The following is a 16,796-nucleotide window of genomic DNA, read 5'->3' on the forward strand; positions in this document are numbered from 1 at the left end:
AGCCTCTGTGGGCAAAGGTGAGAATACAGAAATACAAACAAAAAAACAAATTCGATTTGCCCTAGGCCATTAATCTAGTAGATAGATGTTAGGCACATAGAAGTCGCCAAGTAGAATTTTGCGACCTTTCATATCACTCGGAACCTGTCGCCAGCTTTTTCGGCCTGATAACACCCTTCCCGAACCGGCTAAAAAAACTGCTCTTCCTTCCGTACTTAAGTGAATAAGAGAGTCGCGCTCAATTATCAATTTCTTTGCAGCTAGAGCGCTGAACACCTTGAAAAATATTTCACCAGAGAGCTTGCTGCGCTTTAATATCGTATATGGTTGCAACCCGGATAATGACTCATGCAAAACTTTCATTATCACAAAATCCGCACGAAGCATACTGGGCGTAGTGTACTTAATCATGCATCCCTCATAGCTCTATGAAGCATGGTTTTTCGTTTTTTATTGTCAATATAAAATGGCCACCAAAAAATAGGAAATACGCTATTAGGAGTGTTCGCAGCTTCTCGACAATAAGCAGCCTGAGCGCCGTTGTAACCAAGCTTCGGTAGCTCTATGCCTTCATAATCTTGGGACAAACCTGATTCTAAATCTTCCATTAAGGATCGGTACTGAGCTGCAATCTCCTCCGGAAAAAATTCATCAATGGCCTTTTTAATGGTGAGTTGAGCAGAGATTGCGATCCCAGCGGCTCTAACTGCCTCAAAACCGTGAAGAGTTGAAACTAATACTTTGAACGTAATTGAAAAATCGGTCACACCTGCATTAGTGAAAACACTTGTGAGTGCTTTATGGCGCCCTATAACTGTCTTACCTGAACCAACAAAATCATCAATAACGTAGATTGTTTTGCGCCCTGTGCGGTTGAAAATTTTTAGAGCCGCGCCAAAAGTATTAACCCCGCAAAAGCTGTGCCACCCCCTTTTTGTGAAGATATACTTTAAATTGTATAAAAGCTCTTGCGAGCTGTCTGGGCCAGAGTCAGCTGCCATTGCTACTATTTGGGCGTTATCCTCGTAACCTGCTTCGGACATAACCTCCTCAGCTAATAAGTTTAATTTCTGGCTATACTCTTGGGCTGATAGGTAGGAGAAGTTATCAAGGATTTTTATTAGCATCTCGCGGGAATTGGCGCATTTGCACTCCTCATATAGCACATGGCTCAGCTCGGAGGTTTTTTCTCCAATCCAAGGCTGGCGAGCAATGAGGTTTAATATAGTATTGAAGTTTTCTTTTGTATCCATGGGGTCGTGCCTGTTGAGCTTCAAGCCTATAGGCCGAAATTTTGCACGTTTCCATGCAGGCTGATGGAATATAGACGGGTGGCAGCGTGCTATCAAGGCCAATGAGTTCAAAGTCTATTTCACTACGATATCCGAGCTCAGCACGAGCGCGTACCGTGTAGCCGCTCTAAGTCGTCGGAGCCATTCGCGAACGGTAGCGTCTGGACGATTAACGCCAGCAGCTAGCCATAAAGCAGACGTTCCGCTCGGGCCTGTTTTTCCTATGGGCGAGAAATGTGCGACGGTCTCATGGCCAGAAAACTCGCAATGCCAAATGTAACAATTGAAATGACAGCGACTAATGCATGAATCGGCGACGCGAGCCAATAGGTAGCCGCACCATTGCTTCGCCATTCGGATAGTGGAAGCTCCGCGATCACGGACCGCCCCTGACATGCTGTTAAAGTTTTGTTGAACGCCTCCGCGCCAAGCTCTCTGAGCCTCTCCCTGAGGTCTCCCTCAGGACACGCTGTGAGCGAAGGAACTGTGTAGCTGTGTTGCGTAACATAGCCATCGAATGGAAAATGCAGCAATAAAATCAGCATGGATAACACGAGTGTTGTAAGCAGGGCTATACGTTGATTTGAGCTGACATTTACAGCCATGAAATTTCCTTTTCTTTTAGCTCGCTAGTGGAACGTCGTAAGCACTTTAAGTGGCCAAGATGGATTGGCCCTAATATCTTAGACTCATTTGAGGTTTGCTTTTGGCCGTTTGCTGCATGTCTGAAGGAAGCAAACGAGCCATAACGGTCGTTCGCGGTAGACGGCAAGTAGCCTAAGAGTCTAAGGAGAGAGGAGCGGCACCCACAGGTGAGGCGGCAGTGGTAACCGATAGTGCCTACACGCCATAACCAGGATTGGCCAGTGCCCGTGTTTCACAGCTGACAACGTCATTAGATGACAATCTCTCGAAACCTCGGCGTTTAGCATTTTGATCGCTGCAGCGCCGTCCGCGGTCACGGGAATATTCGTGAGTGCTAGACCATGCCCAGGTACACCTCTATACAACATCTCCTCACTGTTACCGCCTGGCACCCAGGCCTGCATGGTGCAATGCTTGAGAGATTCCTTGGCGAAAGCTGCAAACTCTCTGGTTCTCTCTGTTTCGCCTCGCGATGCCGCCCAAATCATCAAGAGCGGGATCAAAGTGCTGCCTTTGGTTTGACCTTCACGATAGATCTCGGTGGATTCTCTGGGGTGACTGATCAGGTTTCGATAGCTTGCATCGATTGTTGGGTAACGACCATGTCCCCAATAGGTAAACCAGTAGTTCTCGAGTAGGTGACCACAGTAATTGACTGCAAACGGCCGCCATTCTTCCATCATGGAGAGGAAAGTCAGGGCGACACCTATGTCGATCGACTGCTCATCTGCGATTGGGCTGAGTAAGCTCGGGTTGTTATTGATTAGCTGCGTAATCTGGGAGGCAAGCTTGAAGGCCTCGTCGAACTTGGATATGTCGCCTGCCTCGGTTTTCGGGCGTCGTTGAGGAACTGCATCATCCATACTTACCTGCCAAAGCAACCAGAGACCACGCTGGGCAATCCGTCCTAGTGTCTCGAACAGTTTGAGATTGATGTCTACCGATGTCGAGGTGTTCACCGACGCAGAGATACCATGCCGCACTTGGACGTAGGGCAATACCTTTTTGCCTAAAAATTCGTCCCAGATTTGGAAGTGGAGGTCCAAAAGCTCTGCAAAAGTGCTACCCATCTCCTCCGCAATTTTCTTCTGTTGCTTTGCGTCAATGTGCTCTTTGATGTGTTCCCATGCTAACAGGATGGCGCGCTCGCTGGCCCGATAGGGTGCTTCCAGATTACCTGCGGCACGCGCCCAGACGAACAGCACCCACAAGCAAATGTAGACCTGCCTCAGGCTGGTCAGCCGAGATTGCGGCTTCAGGTCTTCGCCGCCCAACAATCCCTTCGCTAGGTTGCTAAAATGCTTATACGCAATATCCGGCTCGTCGATCATAGCGACCGACTTCTGGAAGCTACTACGTAAGCGCTCGTCGACCAATTGCTGCTGTAACACACCGTCCGTCAGCTTTCCGGCCAGGAAATCCCCGTTCCAGATCTGAAAGGAAACGCGTTCATCCGTCTTGAGCTTGATGTACTGCGTGACTATATCCTGAATAGCCTCATGGATTTCGCCCCCGAAACATAGGCAAATAACCACTTTCATGTGCTTATATTGTTCGGAAATCCGGACGGGGATGTAGAAGTCCGTGATCTCGTTGATCGACCCTCTCAGCGCCTGCGTCGTGCCGTCCCAATCGTTGCGAGTGAGATCCCCCTGCTTGATTGAGAACAAAAATAACTTTTCCTCAGAACCACCTGTTTGCGAGTCCGAGTCACTTCCAACAGCAGCAACATCCACGCCGTACTGCCGCGTCCCAACGGAAGGGCGCGAAATCACATTAAAGCCTAACTCGCTGAGCAAGTCAGGTAGCACCACATCGAGCTCGCGTCGTTCTCGAAGGGAGGCAAGGTACTCTCTGAATACGAGCTTCATTCTCGTCCACCTACAGTTTGAAGACTCATCAATTTCAACTGCAAACTGACGGGTTCAAGTATCTCTTCGCGCGGCCATTCAACACTGTGGCTGATGCTTGCGAGCGGTTGTTCCAACCGCCTAGGTCGGTTTTCACCCTGATCACAGCTATCGTTTGAACTCAGGCTGTCCTCGACCCACGTCACCACCCCACTTCCATAAAGCAGAATGCTTTCGGCAAAAATACCAGCGAAGGGTGAGGCTTTCCGACTTGCCCGCATCGCATCGTTCATGACGTCAGAGCGTCGCTGCCCCTCTAGCTGTCTTTCACGCTCCGAGGGCAGGAGTTCTACGATAAACCCAACCTTCTCAATTCCATCGCAGTACTGCTTAAGGCTGTTGAGCGCGCGCTTTACCATCGGAGCAGCTTTGTCATTGCTGTCGTCGGCGATGGGCTGAAGATGTTTTTGGGCACTGGTGTAGTTGATGAGCAGCGGATCAAACAACAGATCACTCAGTACGGTATCCCAATCTTCAGGCTCCCTCGTCTGACTTGGCGTCACATTAGGTTGTTCAGGCTGCGCAGAAGATGACGGATCAATGTGTTCGAGAGCATGCTCGTCGCTTGCACGCGGAGGGCATCGCGCTAAATTCACCAGGAAGCTAGCGGCAATTGCAGGATTCATGAAGAAGACTGCAGCCGCCCTGCGAGCGATGACAGCGTATTCGCTTTTAGTAAAATTGAACTGGGTGAAGTCCAGTTGGAACGTGTACTCCTCCTGGCTACGGAAGAAGCTTTCATTCAGTGCTCTGCATAGCGAATTAGGTGCTGTCCGCAGCCAGCTGACGATCCAAGTCTCGAAGTCATGGACAGGCCCGTCAGTGAGACTCCTAATTGTTGAGTCGAAATGATCAAAACAAAGATTTGAGTCCGGCTGCAGGAGCAGCTTAGTGATAAAAGAGCGAGCCTGATCCGCTCCACCCGCTTTCACTAGGTTGGCCAAGCCCAGGTCGATAAGCTTTTGAGTTTGGACTTCCGGCTGGATGACTCCGAGCAGTCTCAACAGTGATGATCTTAACGATGGAGTAATGTCTTTGAAGCTGAAGGCAAGTGCATAGGCAAGATGGTGAGCGACCTTTGGTGTAGTCGGAACAGAAACCTGGCAGATCAGCTCATCAAGCGCTGCCGCGAAATGATGAGGAATCGACTCTGTAAAGCTCAACAGCGTTCTTGCCAGTGCACTACGAAGCCCATCGTCAGACTCCGTTACTACTGAGTCCTTAAGCACATCCAATACTCGGCGCCATTGAGCGTCATCGTTAAATGGCGGGGAGGATAAAGCCTGGATAACCTGAGCCTTCTCACCAGGCGTACCAGTCTCAATCAACGCATAAGCCCGTTCAGAGAAGTAGGGATGATCCGCTTTCAGCCCGCTGCGAATGGCAATGTGCAGACTGATAAAATCGCAGGCATCGAGCTCTCCAGAGTCGACCAAATCAAGTAGCTCCCTCGGTCTATTCGGCGAAGCACAACACCACGCACGAAAACTCTCGGTGACTTCGTGAATTTCGCCGTCTGCTTGGGCTGCGAGAATCCTTAGTGCTGGCAGTAAAGCCGTTACAGAGGTGTTCAAGCGTTCAATAGCTAAGCCGTATATCCTTCGGCCTTGATAACCCTGATAGCCACTAAAGACGGAAAGGCCACTGGCAGAGAGTGTGTCCAGTAGATCGAAATGACCCTCGTTGTGGGCGTCGGCAAATAGTTGAGCAATCGAATCGAAGTGCTCGTATCGACATTGCCATCGATCACTGAAAACGGCCTCTAACAGCGTTCCATTTTTAGCAAGCTCGACGACATCGGCGAGGGTGGGAAGGATCATCCGTGACTCCTCAATGGGACGCAATTTGGTGGCGATATCAGGATAGCTAGGGTAGCTAGGGTAGCGGGGAATGGCATTTGAGTCGACTGAGGTAAAGCATCTGCGCCTCGACCACTCCATGTATACCAGCGCTGTGAAGTGAGAACTTTAAAATGGAGTCTACGTTTTTACACAGCCATAGTGATAGCTACCGGTGGTGGATGATCGCTATCGGCCTGTAGCGGCCCTTCTAAGCGACGGGCCCAGGTGCAACGGCAGTCGACTTAATCATCATGAGCCGCTCCTCGCAGAGCTGTTATTGATGTAACACCCATTTGCCATGTAACACGTCTATCGGCAAAAGAAGCACGGCCGTGTAACGCCAAATAAACTTTTTAAAATCAGATAGTTAAAAGAATTCGTAACACGCGTAACACGCGTAACACCCGTAACACGGTTTTATTGAGGTATCCCCCGAGCCCCATTAATATCGCTCCTTCAGCGAAGGGAGATCGATCATGCTCTTGGCTTTGGTAAGATCGCGAGTGGCCCTTCGCATGTTGGTTTGGCACGGCTTGGAGTGTGCGATGCCCCGCCGAATGGCGGCGGACAGGTCTGAAATCGCCGGGGACCCTGGGGTTATCCGGTGGGTACGGGGTCGGAAACCCGCCGGATCGTGTTAGCGGAAGGGCACCCAGCTTAGTGAACAGGTGAACCTGGTGAACTCCACTTCACCTGTGCATATGCCCTACCCTTTCAGCCATCTGCGAGTACCGTTACCAATACGGTAACGATGCCCTTTTTTCTTCAAGATCCTTTCAATTTCAACATTGAAATTTCAGTAAGCTGGTGTGGTTGCCGCTACCACGTTCCCGCTGGTTTCATGCCCCGTGTGCCTTCGTACCCTTCAGGGTCCCCAGCGAGTTTTCAGATCAGAATATTTCAACCGCGATGTGCCAAAGCAGACAGAAAACACTTACATATTTGGATGTCTTCAACGTCCTAAAGCTCACACAGCTCGATCCCCCGCAGGGATTGTGGATCACGAAGCGATATCCCATCACACATCGAAGCTGGACATGAAGTCATCCGCTGTGGATTGGACACGTGTAAACCCAAATCGAGAGAGCACTACCTCATTGATAGCTGCAGTGGAGGTTGAAACGTAGACAGCAGCGCTGTCTGGAGCTCGCTGCTTTAGAAGGGTCTGAACGTTACCGTCTCGTAGTGAATGGCCGATTACCACTATCTCGCTATGTGCAATTAGGTTTTGAACCTTAGGAAATATATTTCCTTGCGCTACGCGGAGTAAATCTTCACTGGTAAGGATCAACGTCTGCGGCGCAAGGGCTGAACCGACGAGCTTATAGATAGTGAGCCCATCAAACTGATCGTTAGGCACCGCATCGAAAGGATGCACTACTCGATAAGCTAATCCTTGAATATCGCAGGCGCGTTCAAAAAGCCTGTCATAGTTCGTAGTGACGATGCTTCTGAAAGAACGAACAGCCTTCATATGTGCCGGGGTAGGCATGACAGCTTGGGGCGTGTCTAACACCTCAACAATGCGTTTCTCTAACGCCTTTCGACCTAAAACATCCTCGTAGTAGGCGGCTAGCTCACTGAAGTTGTAGGCCATCAATTGGGCCGCATCTTGCGGTTGTCCCCACAGATCAATCGCCAAAATATCCATCAGCACCAAAGCCGTCGGATAACCAGCAGCAACTGACATACCAGCTCCTGCGAGCAGCACCTTTTCGGTGCTCGGTTTATACAAGGCGGCACCCGCACGAGGTGGAGCTGAACCGATCCTAGCTGGCGAAGAAGCCTCATCAGCACGCCTTACTAATTGTTTGAGTAACGCGTCTGTAAACAACGTAGTAACTGACGCCCCCACCTTCGGAGCAAGTTCATCGGCCCATTCAAATTCCTGTCGAAATACGCCTGTGGCCCAATCAGATATCTCCCCACGCAGGGAGTCACGCTTTACATCGACCGGTGCACCATGACGAAGCTTCTTCATGAAAGCCAGCACAAGCTTGCCCTCCTCGCGCGCTGCCAGGAGTTCCAAATGAGTAACGGAAAGACCAGTATTTGCCCCGTAGCCGCTGGTGGGCTCCCATCCATAGCGGTCGCCGAGAATCAAAACGAATAGGTGGCACTGGTCAATCTCAGAGCGGATGGTATCCCAGCTCGTACGTCCGACCGGGGACATGTCCTCTGCATTTACTGGCTCAATTCCCATGGAAACCAACTGCTGCACTACGGCACGACGCTCGTTCCCTAAATCCTCCATAGTGCTACTGATAAATGCGCGCAGTTTGTTAGCCACTGGCTTCCCTCGATTGAGTATTAAGTTGCGGAAGACTAGCAGATCGTGGGTATAGCGCTGTCACGCTCTTTACGGGTTAACAACGGATACCGTGTATGCCCACGTGTATGCCTAACCGAGAACATACGTACAAGGCCCAGCGGATACGGGCTCCCGCCCTCTCAGTTCAAACGACGCCGGGGCACCAGATATGAAACGAAAAAGCCTCAGGTCGGGAGATCTGGGGCTTTTTTGTAGGCGAGTTACACGCGCGACTCGATATTGCTAAAAGCGGCGGAGCCTCTACATCCCGGTGGGTTGGGCCTTACGCAGGACTCGATGAATTCCTGAAATACTACTTATCCAGGCTAGAGATTTCATCGCGCAACACCCCCTCCAACACCTCAAAAAACCCCTGAATATGCCCCTGCTTCAACGCCTGCGGCCGCGTAACCAAATAAACCTCCATCGCCGGCAGTTCTATCTCCTGAAAAACCTCACTCAACCCCGTCGCCAAAATACGCGGCAGCACCGCCACGCCCATACCGCGCTTCACCGACTCAAGCTGCACGCCAAACGAGCTCACCCTGATCGGCGCATGGTCCAGCCCCGCGGCTTTAGCGGCGCGCATTTGCGGTAACAGGTCCAGCGGCGGCAGCAAGGCAATACTGGCGGCAGTGGAGGGAGTTAGCGCAGGAAACCGTTGCAGGTATTCGGCGGTGGCGAACACGCCGTAAGCGAGTTTACCGAGCCCTCGGTAGATCAGGGAGGGTTCGCCCAGGTGTGCAGTGCGTATGGCGATGTCGGCCACGCCTCGCACGATTTTGTGGAAGTCGGTGGTGACCTGGAGTTCTACGGAGCAGCCTGGGTGCTGGGAGGTGAAGCGGCTGGCGGCCTCAAGCACACAGGCAGAAAACCCTTCGCCGGCGCTCACCAGCACGGTGCCGCTGAGGGTTGCGGGCGTGCCGTCGACGGGGGCCTGGCGTCGCAGGCCGGATTCGGCTGCCAGGGCGACGTCTACCAGGGCTTGGCCTCGGGAGGTGAGCCGGCAGCCTTCCACGCCGCGTTCCACCAGTGGCTCGCCCAGGGCGGTTTCCAGTTGGGTGAGGCGGCGGGAGACGGTAGACGCCGCGATACCGAGCAACTGGCCCGCCTGTAAAAAGCTGCCGCGCCGTGAGACTGCCAACAGCAGTCGAAGATCATCCCAATTTGCCTGCAATGCCATATCTCCGCGCTTCCCTGGTGTGCAGATGTGCAAAGCCATTATGCCGCAGGCGCTGTTTTTACGGCGCGGGCTGACCGGTATATCTACTGGCCTTCTCAATAAATGGAATGGCCTGTATGAACAAGAACCCCAATCCCTTGCGCAGCACCTTTGTGACCGGTGCCACCGGCTTGCTGGGCAACAACCTGGTACGGGAGCTGGTCGCACGGGGTTATGCGGTGAAGGCGCTGGTCCGCTCGGCGGCCAAGGGTGCGCAGCAGTTCGGCGATGTGCCGGGCGTGGAGCAGGTGGTGGGGGATATGGCTGATGTGGATGCCTTCGCGGCGGCGTTGCAAGGCTGCGATACGGTGTTTCACTGCGCGGCGTTTTTTCGCGATAACTACAAGGGCGGCAGCCATTGGGAGGAGCTGGAAAAGATCAATGTCGTCGGTACCCGAGCCCTGCTGCAACAGGCCTACGACGCCGGTGTGCGACGGTTTGTGCATACCTCGTCGATTGCCGTGCTCGACGGTGCCCCCAGTACGCCGATCGACGAGACGTGCCTGCGGGCCGAAGCCGATGCGGATGACTACTACCGCAGCAAGATCCTGGCTGAGCGAGAGGTGTTGAGGTTTCTTGAAAGCCATCCGCAGATGCACGCCTGCATGGTCTTGCCCGGTTGGATGTGGGGGCCGGGTGACCGTGGGCCGACGTCTTCGGGGCAGTTGGTCAGGGACGTTATCAACGGCAAGTTGCCGGGGCTGATTCCGGGCACCTTTTCGCTGGTCGATGCCCGCGATGTGGCCTGGGCGCACATTGCCGCCGCCCAAAGCGGGCGACGGGGCGAGCGTTATCTCGCGGCCGGGCGAAACTTGACCATGCGCCAGCTGATGCCGGTGCTGGGGCGTATTGCCGGGGTCAAGGTGCCCTCGCGCCAACTGCCGCTGCCCGCGCTGTACCTGTTGGCAGCGGTGCAAGAGGCCTACGCCTACCTGACCGGCAAGCCTATCTTGCTGAGCATGGCGACGTTGCGGCTGTTGATACGCGAGGAGCACCGTACCCGCTTCAACCACCGTAAAAGTGAAGAGGAACTGGGGCTGAGCTTTCGCGTGCTGGAGCAGACCCTCACGGACACGGTGGCGTGGTCCCGAGCCTACGGCGGGTTGTAATAAAAAGCCCCAGGTCGACAGGCCTGGGGCTGGTTCGTGGCGTCAGGTTCAATGCTTTTGCAGCGCCTCTAGCCGTGCCGGCAAGTCCTCTTGGGGAAAGCGTTGGTACAGCGCCAGCAGTTTTTCATCCGCTGCCCTGGTTTCACCCGCTCGACGCAGGTTCACAATTTCCTGCAGACCTTCTGCCAACGTAGGCAGCGCCCGCTTGCTGAGTTTCGCCGCTGGCTGATCTGCCACTGCGCTTTCGGCTTGAGCTGGCGCACTTTCAACTCGGGGCGCTATCGCCATGCGGGCCATTGGCGCGGGTGCGGAGAAGGCTTGCGGCGCTGGCTGAGCCGCTTCTTCGTGGCGCAGGGCGGAGAATGTCGCGGTTGAGATTTCGGGCTGCGGCACGGGGGAGCGCATGACCACGCCGATCATCAGCGCCAACCCGGCGACGGTGGCGAATGCCATTTGCCAGCGCGGGCGTTGGCAGGCTTGCAGCCAGCGTTGCCACAGGCTGGGTTGCGGCTGCGGCGCTTCGCGGCGGGCGGCGTTGAGGATGAAGGCGTCGAGGGACGCGGGCGGTTCGCCCGTGCTGTGTTGACGGTAGTGCTGGAGCAGCGCGTCGTCTGGGGTGTGTCGGGAGTCAGTCATACAGGTACCTCCTCGGCCAGCAGGCGCCGCAATTTTTGCAGGGCGTAGCGCAAGCGGCTTTTTACGGTTTCCAGCGGGGCGCCGGTGAGGGTGGCGATTTGCGGCACTTCGAGGTCGCCATGCAGGCGTAACAAAAACACCTCGCGCTGGTCTTCGGGCAGTTCTTGCAGGGCGGCGTCGAGGCGCGCCTGGTCGCGGCTCAGGCTCAGTTGTTGCTCGGGGCCGGCGCTGTCGTCGGGTTGGGCGTGCAACTGTTCGTCGTAGCTGTCGTGCAGGGGGTTGTGGATGCCGTGCCTGCGCCAGTGGTCGATCAGGCGGTTGCGGGCGATCTGGAACAGCCAGGTACGAAAACTCGCCCGGCCTTGTGGCTGGGTGGTGCTGCGGATCAGACTGAGCCAGGTGTCCTGGTAGATTTCTTCGGCCAGTTCGGCTTTGTTGCACAGGGACACGAGGAAGCGGTACAGGCCCTGACGGTGGCGCGCGTAGAGGGCTTCAAATGCGCCAGCGTCGCCGGTTCGGTAGCGGGCCAGCAGCGATTCGTCGCTGGGTGGATCGTCTGAGACGGCCATGTAATGGGCGAACTCCTTTTTGTCAGCCGAAGCAGGATTAGTGTGGGAGGGGGCTTGCTCCCGATAGCAGTGGGTCATACAGCACATCGGATACTGACACACCGCCATCGGGAGCAAGCCCCCTCCCACATTTGAACATCGTTGTGGGCCAGATCAGGGTTTGAGGCTTTGGGCCAGTTCCACCAGTTGCACGAATTCGTTGCGCAGGCCGAACGGGTCATCGCCGCGGGCCGAGCGGGCAAGTTTGGCGGTGTCTTGCAAACTCATGTTGCCAGTGTAGCGGCCATCACCCTTGAGCTGTTGGGCGAACGCGGCAACGGCAGAGGAGAAGCGCAGGTCGTCGCTGGCCGGGGTGGCCTGGTTGGCGATAGGGCGCTCGATCAATTGGCTCTTGCCGCCCGCAGCGGGCTTGTAGCGCACCCGTAGCATCGCCAGCTCGGCGGATTTGCCTTCGGCCGTCGGTGCATTGGCATATCGCAATGGCTCCAGCCAACCCTTCTCGCCCTTGGGCACGATTTCGTACAGCGCGGTCACTGTATGCCCTGCGCCGATTTCGCCGGCATCGACTTTGTCGTTATTGAAATCCTCACGCTTCAAGGCGCGGTTTTCATAGCCAAGCAGTCGGTATTCGCTGACCTGGGCGGGGTTGAATTCCATCTGCAATTTCACATCCCGTGCGACCACGGCCAGGGTCGAGCTGAGTTGCTCCACCAGCACCTTGCGCGCTTCACGCAGGTTGTCGATGTAGGCGTAGTTACCGTCACCCGCGTCGGCCAGTTGTTCCATCAGGTGTTCGTTGTAGTTACCCACACCGAAGCCGAGGGTGGTCAGGGACACGCCGCTTTTGCGCTGGGTCACCGCCATTTGCTTGAGGCTGTCGAAGTCGCTGATGCCCACGTTGAAGTCACCGTCGGTGGCCAGCAGGATGCGGTTGATACCCTTGTCGATAAAGCCTTCGCGGGCCATCTGGTAGGCCAGTTCGATGCCGGACGCGCCTGCGGTGGAGCCACCAGCGGTGAGTTGGTCGATGGCATTGCGGATCTTGGCTTTTTCAGCGCCCGAGGTGGGCTTGAGCACCACGCGGGATTCACCGGCGTACACCACCAGTGACACGCGGTCCTGATCGCGCAGTTGGTCCACCAGTAATTTCAGCGTGCTTTTGACCAACGGTAAGCCTTCGCGGCGGTCCATGGAGCCGGACACGTCCACCAGGAAGACCAGGTTGGCGGGCGCCAATTCTGCCACGGCTTTATCGGAGGCCTTGATACCGATGCGCAGCAGTTTTGTACGCGGGTTCCAGGGCGTGGCGGCCAGCTCGGTAGTCACGCCAAATGGGGAGCCATCAGTGGGCAATGCATAGTTGTACGGGAAGTAGTTGACCATTTCCTCCAGTCGTACCGCACCTTCGGGTGGCAGGCGACCTTGGTTGAGGAAGCGTCTTACGTTGGCGTAGCTGCCGGTATCGACATCGATACTGAAGGTGGAAACCGGGGTTTCGGAAACGCGATGCACCGGGTTATCCGGCAGGCTGGCGTATTGCTCGCGGGGTTCGCTGCGGTAATCCATCGTCGCCATTTCTCGCACCGCCATCGGTGCCGGCATCGCCATACGCTTGACCACTGCATTCTGGATCGGCGCGCTGTGAAGTTCGGCGAGAGGCGCCGCTTCAATCGGTTTGGCGACTTCAGGGGACGATGACAGCCCACACCCGGCCAGCGCCACCAGCAGGGTGACGGCAAAGCCTTGGGCAGCAGGACGCAGCAAGAGCACAGAGCGGGACATGGGCTGAACCTCGTGAATGAATGATCCGTTCAACAGCTCAGACGTAACGCAGCACCGGTACGGGTTAACCACGGTTATTTCTTCGCCCAATTGCTGCGTCACACTTCGAGACACAAGCAACTGAACCTGCCATTACCACCAACCACATATTGAGAGTTCGCCTCCCTGTCAGAACAGCCTGTTTCTTGACGTCTTTGGAGCCTTTTTACATCAGAGAAATCGCGATGAACTCCGTAAAAAATAACCTAACACACCGCTATGAGCCGCCCTCATTCGCCGAACGCCCGAGCTATGTCGGGGCCGCTTCAGACAAGCCGTCCTACACCACCGAGCAAGCGGCAGAGCAAATCACTCGAACGGGCTATCGTTGGAAAGTGCAGAACCCAGACGGCACCACACCTATCGGCTATCGTTTTTTCACACCGTCACAAGCCACCTACAGCACACCCACCGGCGCTAACGAGTTCTCACCGTCGCAAAAAGAGCAGGCCAGGCGCGCCATGCAGTCTTGGGCGGATGTCGCCAATATCTCCTTCACTGAGAATGCACCCGAGGCCAATGGGCAGCTGTTACTGGGTAATGACCCGAACCAGACCGGCCTGTCGGGCCATGCGTCTTATCCGGGCATCTACAGCGATGGCACCCAAGCCTGGTTCGCGTCAGACGGCATGAATCGACCCTTCACTCACGGTAGTTTCAGCCGGTACCTGCTGGCCCATGAGATCGGCCACACCTTGGGCCTCATGCATCCCGGCAAATACAACAATGGCGGCAGCTACGCTGAAAACGCCCGCTACGCCGAGGACAACCGCGCCTACAGCCTGATGAGTTACTGGTGGGCAGGTCATCTGGGCCATGATCACAACAAAAACCGCCAAACCCACTATGCCGGCGCGCCGCTGATGGACGACATCACCGCCATCCAAAAGCTCTACGGTGCCAATTACAAAACCCGCGACACCGACACGGTCTACGGCTTCAACTCCAATACCGGGCGCGACTTTCTCAGCCTCAACTCAGCGGACGACGCACCCGTGTTCAGCGTGTGGGATGGGGGCGGCAACGACACTCTGGATTTCTCGCGGTTTCATCAGGACCAGACCATCAACCTGAAGGCTGAACACTTCTCCGATGTCGGCGGCATGAAAGGCAACGTCTCCATTGCCAAAGGCGTGACGCTGGAAAATGCCATTGGCGGCACGGGTGCTGATCGACTCATCGGCAACCACGCCGATAACCGCCTGACCGGTGGCCTGGGCCAGGACACCCTTACCGGCGGGCCGGGCAAGGATACCTTTGTGTATAACAACGCCAGCGAGTCGACCGCGCAACGCCCCGACCTGATCACCGATTTCACCAGCGGGCAGGACAAGATCGATGTGTTTGCCGCAATGCAGGCCGCGGGTATCAAGGACCTGCAGTTTGTGCGCCGCTTCAGTGGCCGGCCGGGCGAGGCGTTGCTTGGTTATGAGCCGAACACGCGCCAGCACAGCCTGGCGATTGACCTGGATGGCTCGGGCCAAGCCGACCTGTATATCAAGAGCCAAGGGCCAATCAAGCCAAACGACGTGATCAGCCGAGCTTCCCAGCCGAACCGTTTGCCAACCCCACCCGCCCGAGTTACGCCGCAACCGCCAACAACTCCGCAACCGCCGACGCCAGCGCAGACAGCACCGTACAAACCCCGCCCCGAGCCAATGCTCGCCCCACAACAAGCGCCGTTCTCCTTGCAGAACTACGCCAACACATCCCTTAAGGGCACGCCGATGCATACCGCGGCCAGGGCCGTGGGCACTATTCGCGAAGTGAGCGTCACGCGGGACTCATGGGGCTACGAACGCGTGCATACCCGTTCGTTGGGTACCGGCTCGCTGATCAACGATGGCAACAGCGTACTGACCAACCAACATGTGCGCGACGCGCTGGCCAAAGGCAGCAAGCTCGAACTGTGGCTGGGGTATGAACAAGACAGCACCGGCCGAATGAAGGTAGAGCGCAAAGTGCCGCTGGACCCCAACCCGCTCAGTGGCGACGCCCGGTTGGACTATGCCGAGCTGCGTGTCGACTTGCCCGTCGGCGAGAAAAAAGCCTTGGCCGAGCAGTTCCGGCCGCTCAAGTTGGCCTCCGGCCCCCAAGCATCGCCTGGGCAGAAAGTCTTTATGCCCAACCATGGGCAAGAGGCCCTCGGCATTTCATTTCTAAATACCAAGGGCCAACCCACCACACTCAAGGGATACGACCAGGACAGCCGTAATCAGGGCACGGTCTACCATGATGCCTTCAAGAAGCCCGGCACCTCCGGCTCACCGCTGATCAGCGTTGATACGGGCGAGATCGTTGCCTTGCACAACGGCTCCATCGGCACCAGTGTGAACGGGCAGCGCGACTCCATGGGCACGGCCACCCGCATCGACTTGATCCAACAGCACCGTCGTCAGAGGTGACGCGGTTCAGTCCGTGCCGTACTTCGGGTTACGCGGCCCATACAGAAGCCCGGTGCGTTGCCCCGCCGACAGCAGGCGCGCACTGGTGATACCGGCAATCGGATGCGCCGCATCGGTAGAGCTGTTGATCACCTGCTTGACCGCGGCCGTGATCAACATGCCCACCAGGCCGCCACCGTTGTTGTTGCCCTCTTCGCTCGACGCCCGCGCCGAACCGGTCCACAAGGTGGTGCCGGTGCGCAGGTCCACCAGTTTGGCCGAGGCCGTCACCGAGGTGTCGCTGGAGATCAGCATGTACTGGGTGCCGTACTCGCTGATGGTGATGTACAGCGCCGCGTCCGCACCAAAGATGTCATGCAGTTTGGCCGGCTGTACGGCCTGGATATCGTTGGCGGTGGTGAGGCCGTTCTGGCGGAAGGTTTCGTCCACCAGGGCAATCGGCAACACGTAGTAGCCGGCTTCGGCCAGCGGGTAGGTGACTTGCGACACCAGGCTGTAAGACGCCTGCACTTCCGGCGATTCATTGATCGGCGGCAGTACCAGGATCGACTTGGGCCGCGCCTGTTTGTACGCCGAATAATCAACTGTCTTGGGCGCGGCGCAACCGCCGAGCAACGCCAGGGCCAGCAAGGCGCCGGTGAGTTTTAACAGGCTCATTTGGTGGCGACTCCGGCTTTGGCGTTTTTCAACAGAAAGTCCATGTACGCAGCAGACTCAGGGAACAGGGCCTTCTCGGTGCGAAACTCCTGCACCATCTGGTCATCCTTGCCCATGTTCATGTACAGCATGCCCAGGTGCGCGTGGTAACCCGGCGGCGCTTTGCGGCCACTGGCGTTGATCTTCTGCAGATCGCGCTCCAGTGCTTCCACCTGCGCTTCCTTGGGTTCGCCCTTGAAGTACTCGTAAACCTGCGGCTGGTAGCTTTCCCATTGATACAGGGGCTGGGGCGCCGTCTGGCACCCGGTTACCGTTGCGATTGCCGCCAGCGTCAGCGCTAACCTCACTGCCTTGCTCATCCGTGTACTGCTCCTTGTG

Annotated in this window: 13 protein-coding genes; 2 read left to right on the plus strand and 11 right to left on the minus strand. The window is 56.0% G+C overall.

The features are described 5' to 3' along the window. Positions 1-69: 69 nt before the first annotated feature. From TK42_RS08760 to TK42_RS08785, 6 genes are all read right to left on the minus strand, one after another. Positions 70-411 carry a hypothetical protein gene (locus TK42_RS08760; RefSeq protein ID WP_103734029.1) on the minus strand — a complete coding sequence of 114 codons (342 nt, stop codon included), beginning with the start codon at positions 409-411 and terminating at the stop codon, positions 70-72. After that, positions 408-1,253 carry a hypothetical protein gene (locus tag TK42_RS08765; protein WP_103734030.1) on the minus strand — a complete coding sequence of 282 codons (846 nt, stop codon included), beginning with the start codon at positions 1,251-1,253 and terminating at the stop codon, positions 408-410. The genes TK42_RS08760 and TK42_RS08765 overlap by 4 nt, the downstream gene beginning before the upstream one ends. 824 nt (positions 1,254-2,077) lie before the next feature. Beyond that, entirely contained in the window at positions 2,078-3,808 is a 1,731-nt protein-coding gene (locus TK42_RS08770; RefSeq protein WP_103734031.1) for a chemotaxis protein, read from the minus strand. Further along, entirely contained in the window at positions 3,805-5,667 is a 1,863-nt protein-coding gene (locus TK42_RS08775) for a hypothetical protein (RefSeq protein ID WP_103734032.1), read from the minus strand. The genes TK42_RS08770 and TK42_RS08775 overlap by 4 nt, the downstream gene beginning before the upstream one ends. A 1,039-nt stretch (positions 5,668-6,706) precedes the next feature. Then, positions 6,707-7,978: a DUF4062 domain-containing protein gene (locus TK42_RS08780; protein ID WP_103734033.1), complete on the minus strand. Its 1,272-nt coding sequence runs from the start codon at positions 7,976-7,978 to the stop codon at positions 6,707-6,709. Positions 7,979-8,312: 334 nt separating this feature from the next. Beyond that, complete coding sequence (locus TK42_RS08785; protein ID WP_103734034.1) at positions 8,313-9,182, minus strand: LysR family transcriptional regulator; 870 nt, start codon at positions 9,180-9,182, stop codon at positions 8,313-8,315. Positions 9,183-9,298: 116 nt separating this feature from the next. On the opposite strand from TK42_RS08785, the gene TK42_RS08790 reads away from it, so the two are divergent. Then, positions 9,299-10,330: an SDR family oxidoreductase gene (locus TK42_RS08790; RefSeq protein WP_103734035.1), complete on the plus strand. Its 1,032-nt coding sequence runs from the start codon at positions 9,299-9,301 to the stop codon at positions 10,328-10,330. Positions 10,331-10,378: 48 nt separating this feature from the next. Here the strand turns inward: TK42_RS08790 and TK42_RS08795 are convergent, their stop codons facing one another. The 3 genes from TK42_RS08795 to TK42_RS08805 form a co-directional block, all read right to left on the minus strand. Continuing rightward, positions 10,379-10,966: a hypothetical protein gene (locus TK42_RS08795; RefSeq protein ID WP_103734036.1), complete on the minus strand. Its 588-nt coding sequence runs from the start codon at positions 10,964-10,966 to the stop codon at positions 10,379-10,381. Continuing rightward, a complete protein-coding gene (locus TK42_RS08800) occupies positions 10,963-11,535 on the minus strand; it encodes an RNA polymerase sigma factor (RefSeq protein WP_103734037.1) in 573 nt (190 codons plus the stop codon). Before TK42_RS08800 ends, TK42_RS08795 begins: the two co-directional genes overlap by 4 nt. Before the next feature lie 153 nt (positions 11,536-11,688). Continuing rightward, positions 11,689-13,317 (minus strand): VWA domain-containing protein, encoded by a 1,629-nt coding sequence (locus TK42_RS08805; RefSeq protein WP_103734038.1) that lies wholly within the window; start codon positions 13,315-13,317, stop codon positions 11,689-11,691. 224 nt (positions 13,318-13,541) lie between these two features. On the opposite strand from TK42_RS08805, the gene TK42_RS08810 reads away from it, so the two are divergent. Then, on the plus strand, positions 13,542-15,761 hold the full coding sequence (locus tag TK42_RS08810) for a M10 family metallopeptidase C-terminal domain-containing protein (RefSeq protein ID WP_103734039.1): 2,220 nt from the start codon (positions 13,542-13,544) through the stop codon (positions 15,759-15,761). 6 nt (positions 15,762-15,767) lie between these two features. On the opposite strand, the gene TK42_RS08815 is transcribed toward TK42_RS08810, so the two are convergent. Both TK42_RS08815 and TK42_RS08820 read right to left on the minus strand, forming a co-directional pair. Continuing rightward, positions 15,768-16,418, minus strand: a complete 651-nt coding sequence (locus TK42_RS08815) for a DUF799 domain-containing protein (protein ID WP_043049149.1) — start codon at positions 16,416-16,418, stop codon at positions 15,768-15,770. Then, positions 16,415-16,777 carry a DUF4810 domain-containing protein gene (locus TK42_RS08820; protein WP_103734040.1) on the minus strand — a complete coding sequence of 121 codons (363 nt, stop codon included), beginning with the start codon at positions 16,775-16,777 and terminating at the stop codon, positions 16,415-16,417. The genes TK42_RS08815 and TK42_RS08820 overlap by 4 nt, the downstream gene beginning before the upstream one ends. Positions 16,778-16,796 lie beyond the last annotated feature (19 nt).

This window comes from Pseudomonas sp. GZJR-8, assembly GCF_002916705.1.
Lineage (GTDB): Bacteria > Pseudomonadota > Gammaproteobacteria > Pseudomonadales > Pseudomonadaceae > Aquipseudomonas > Aquipseudomonas synxantha_A.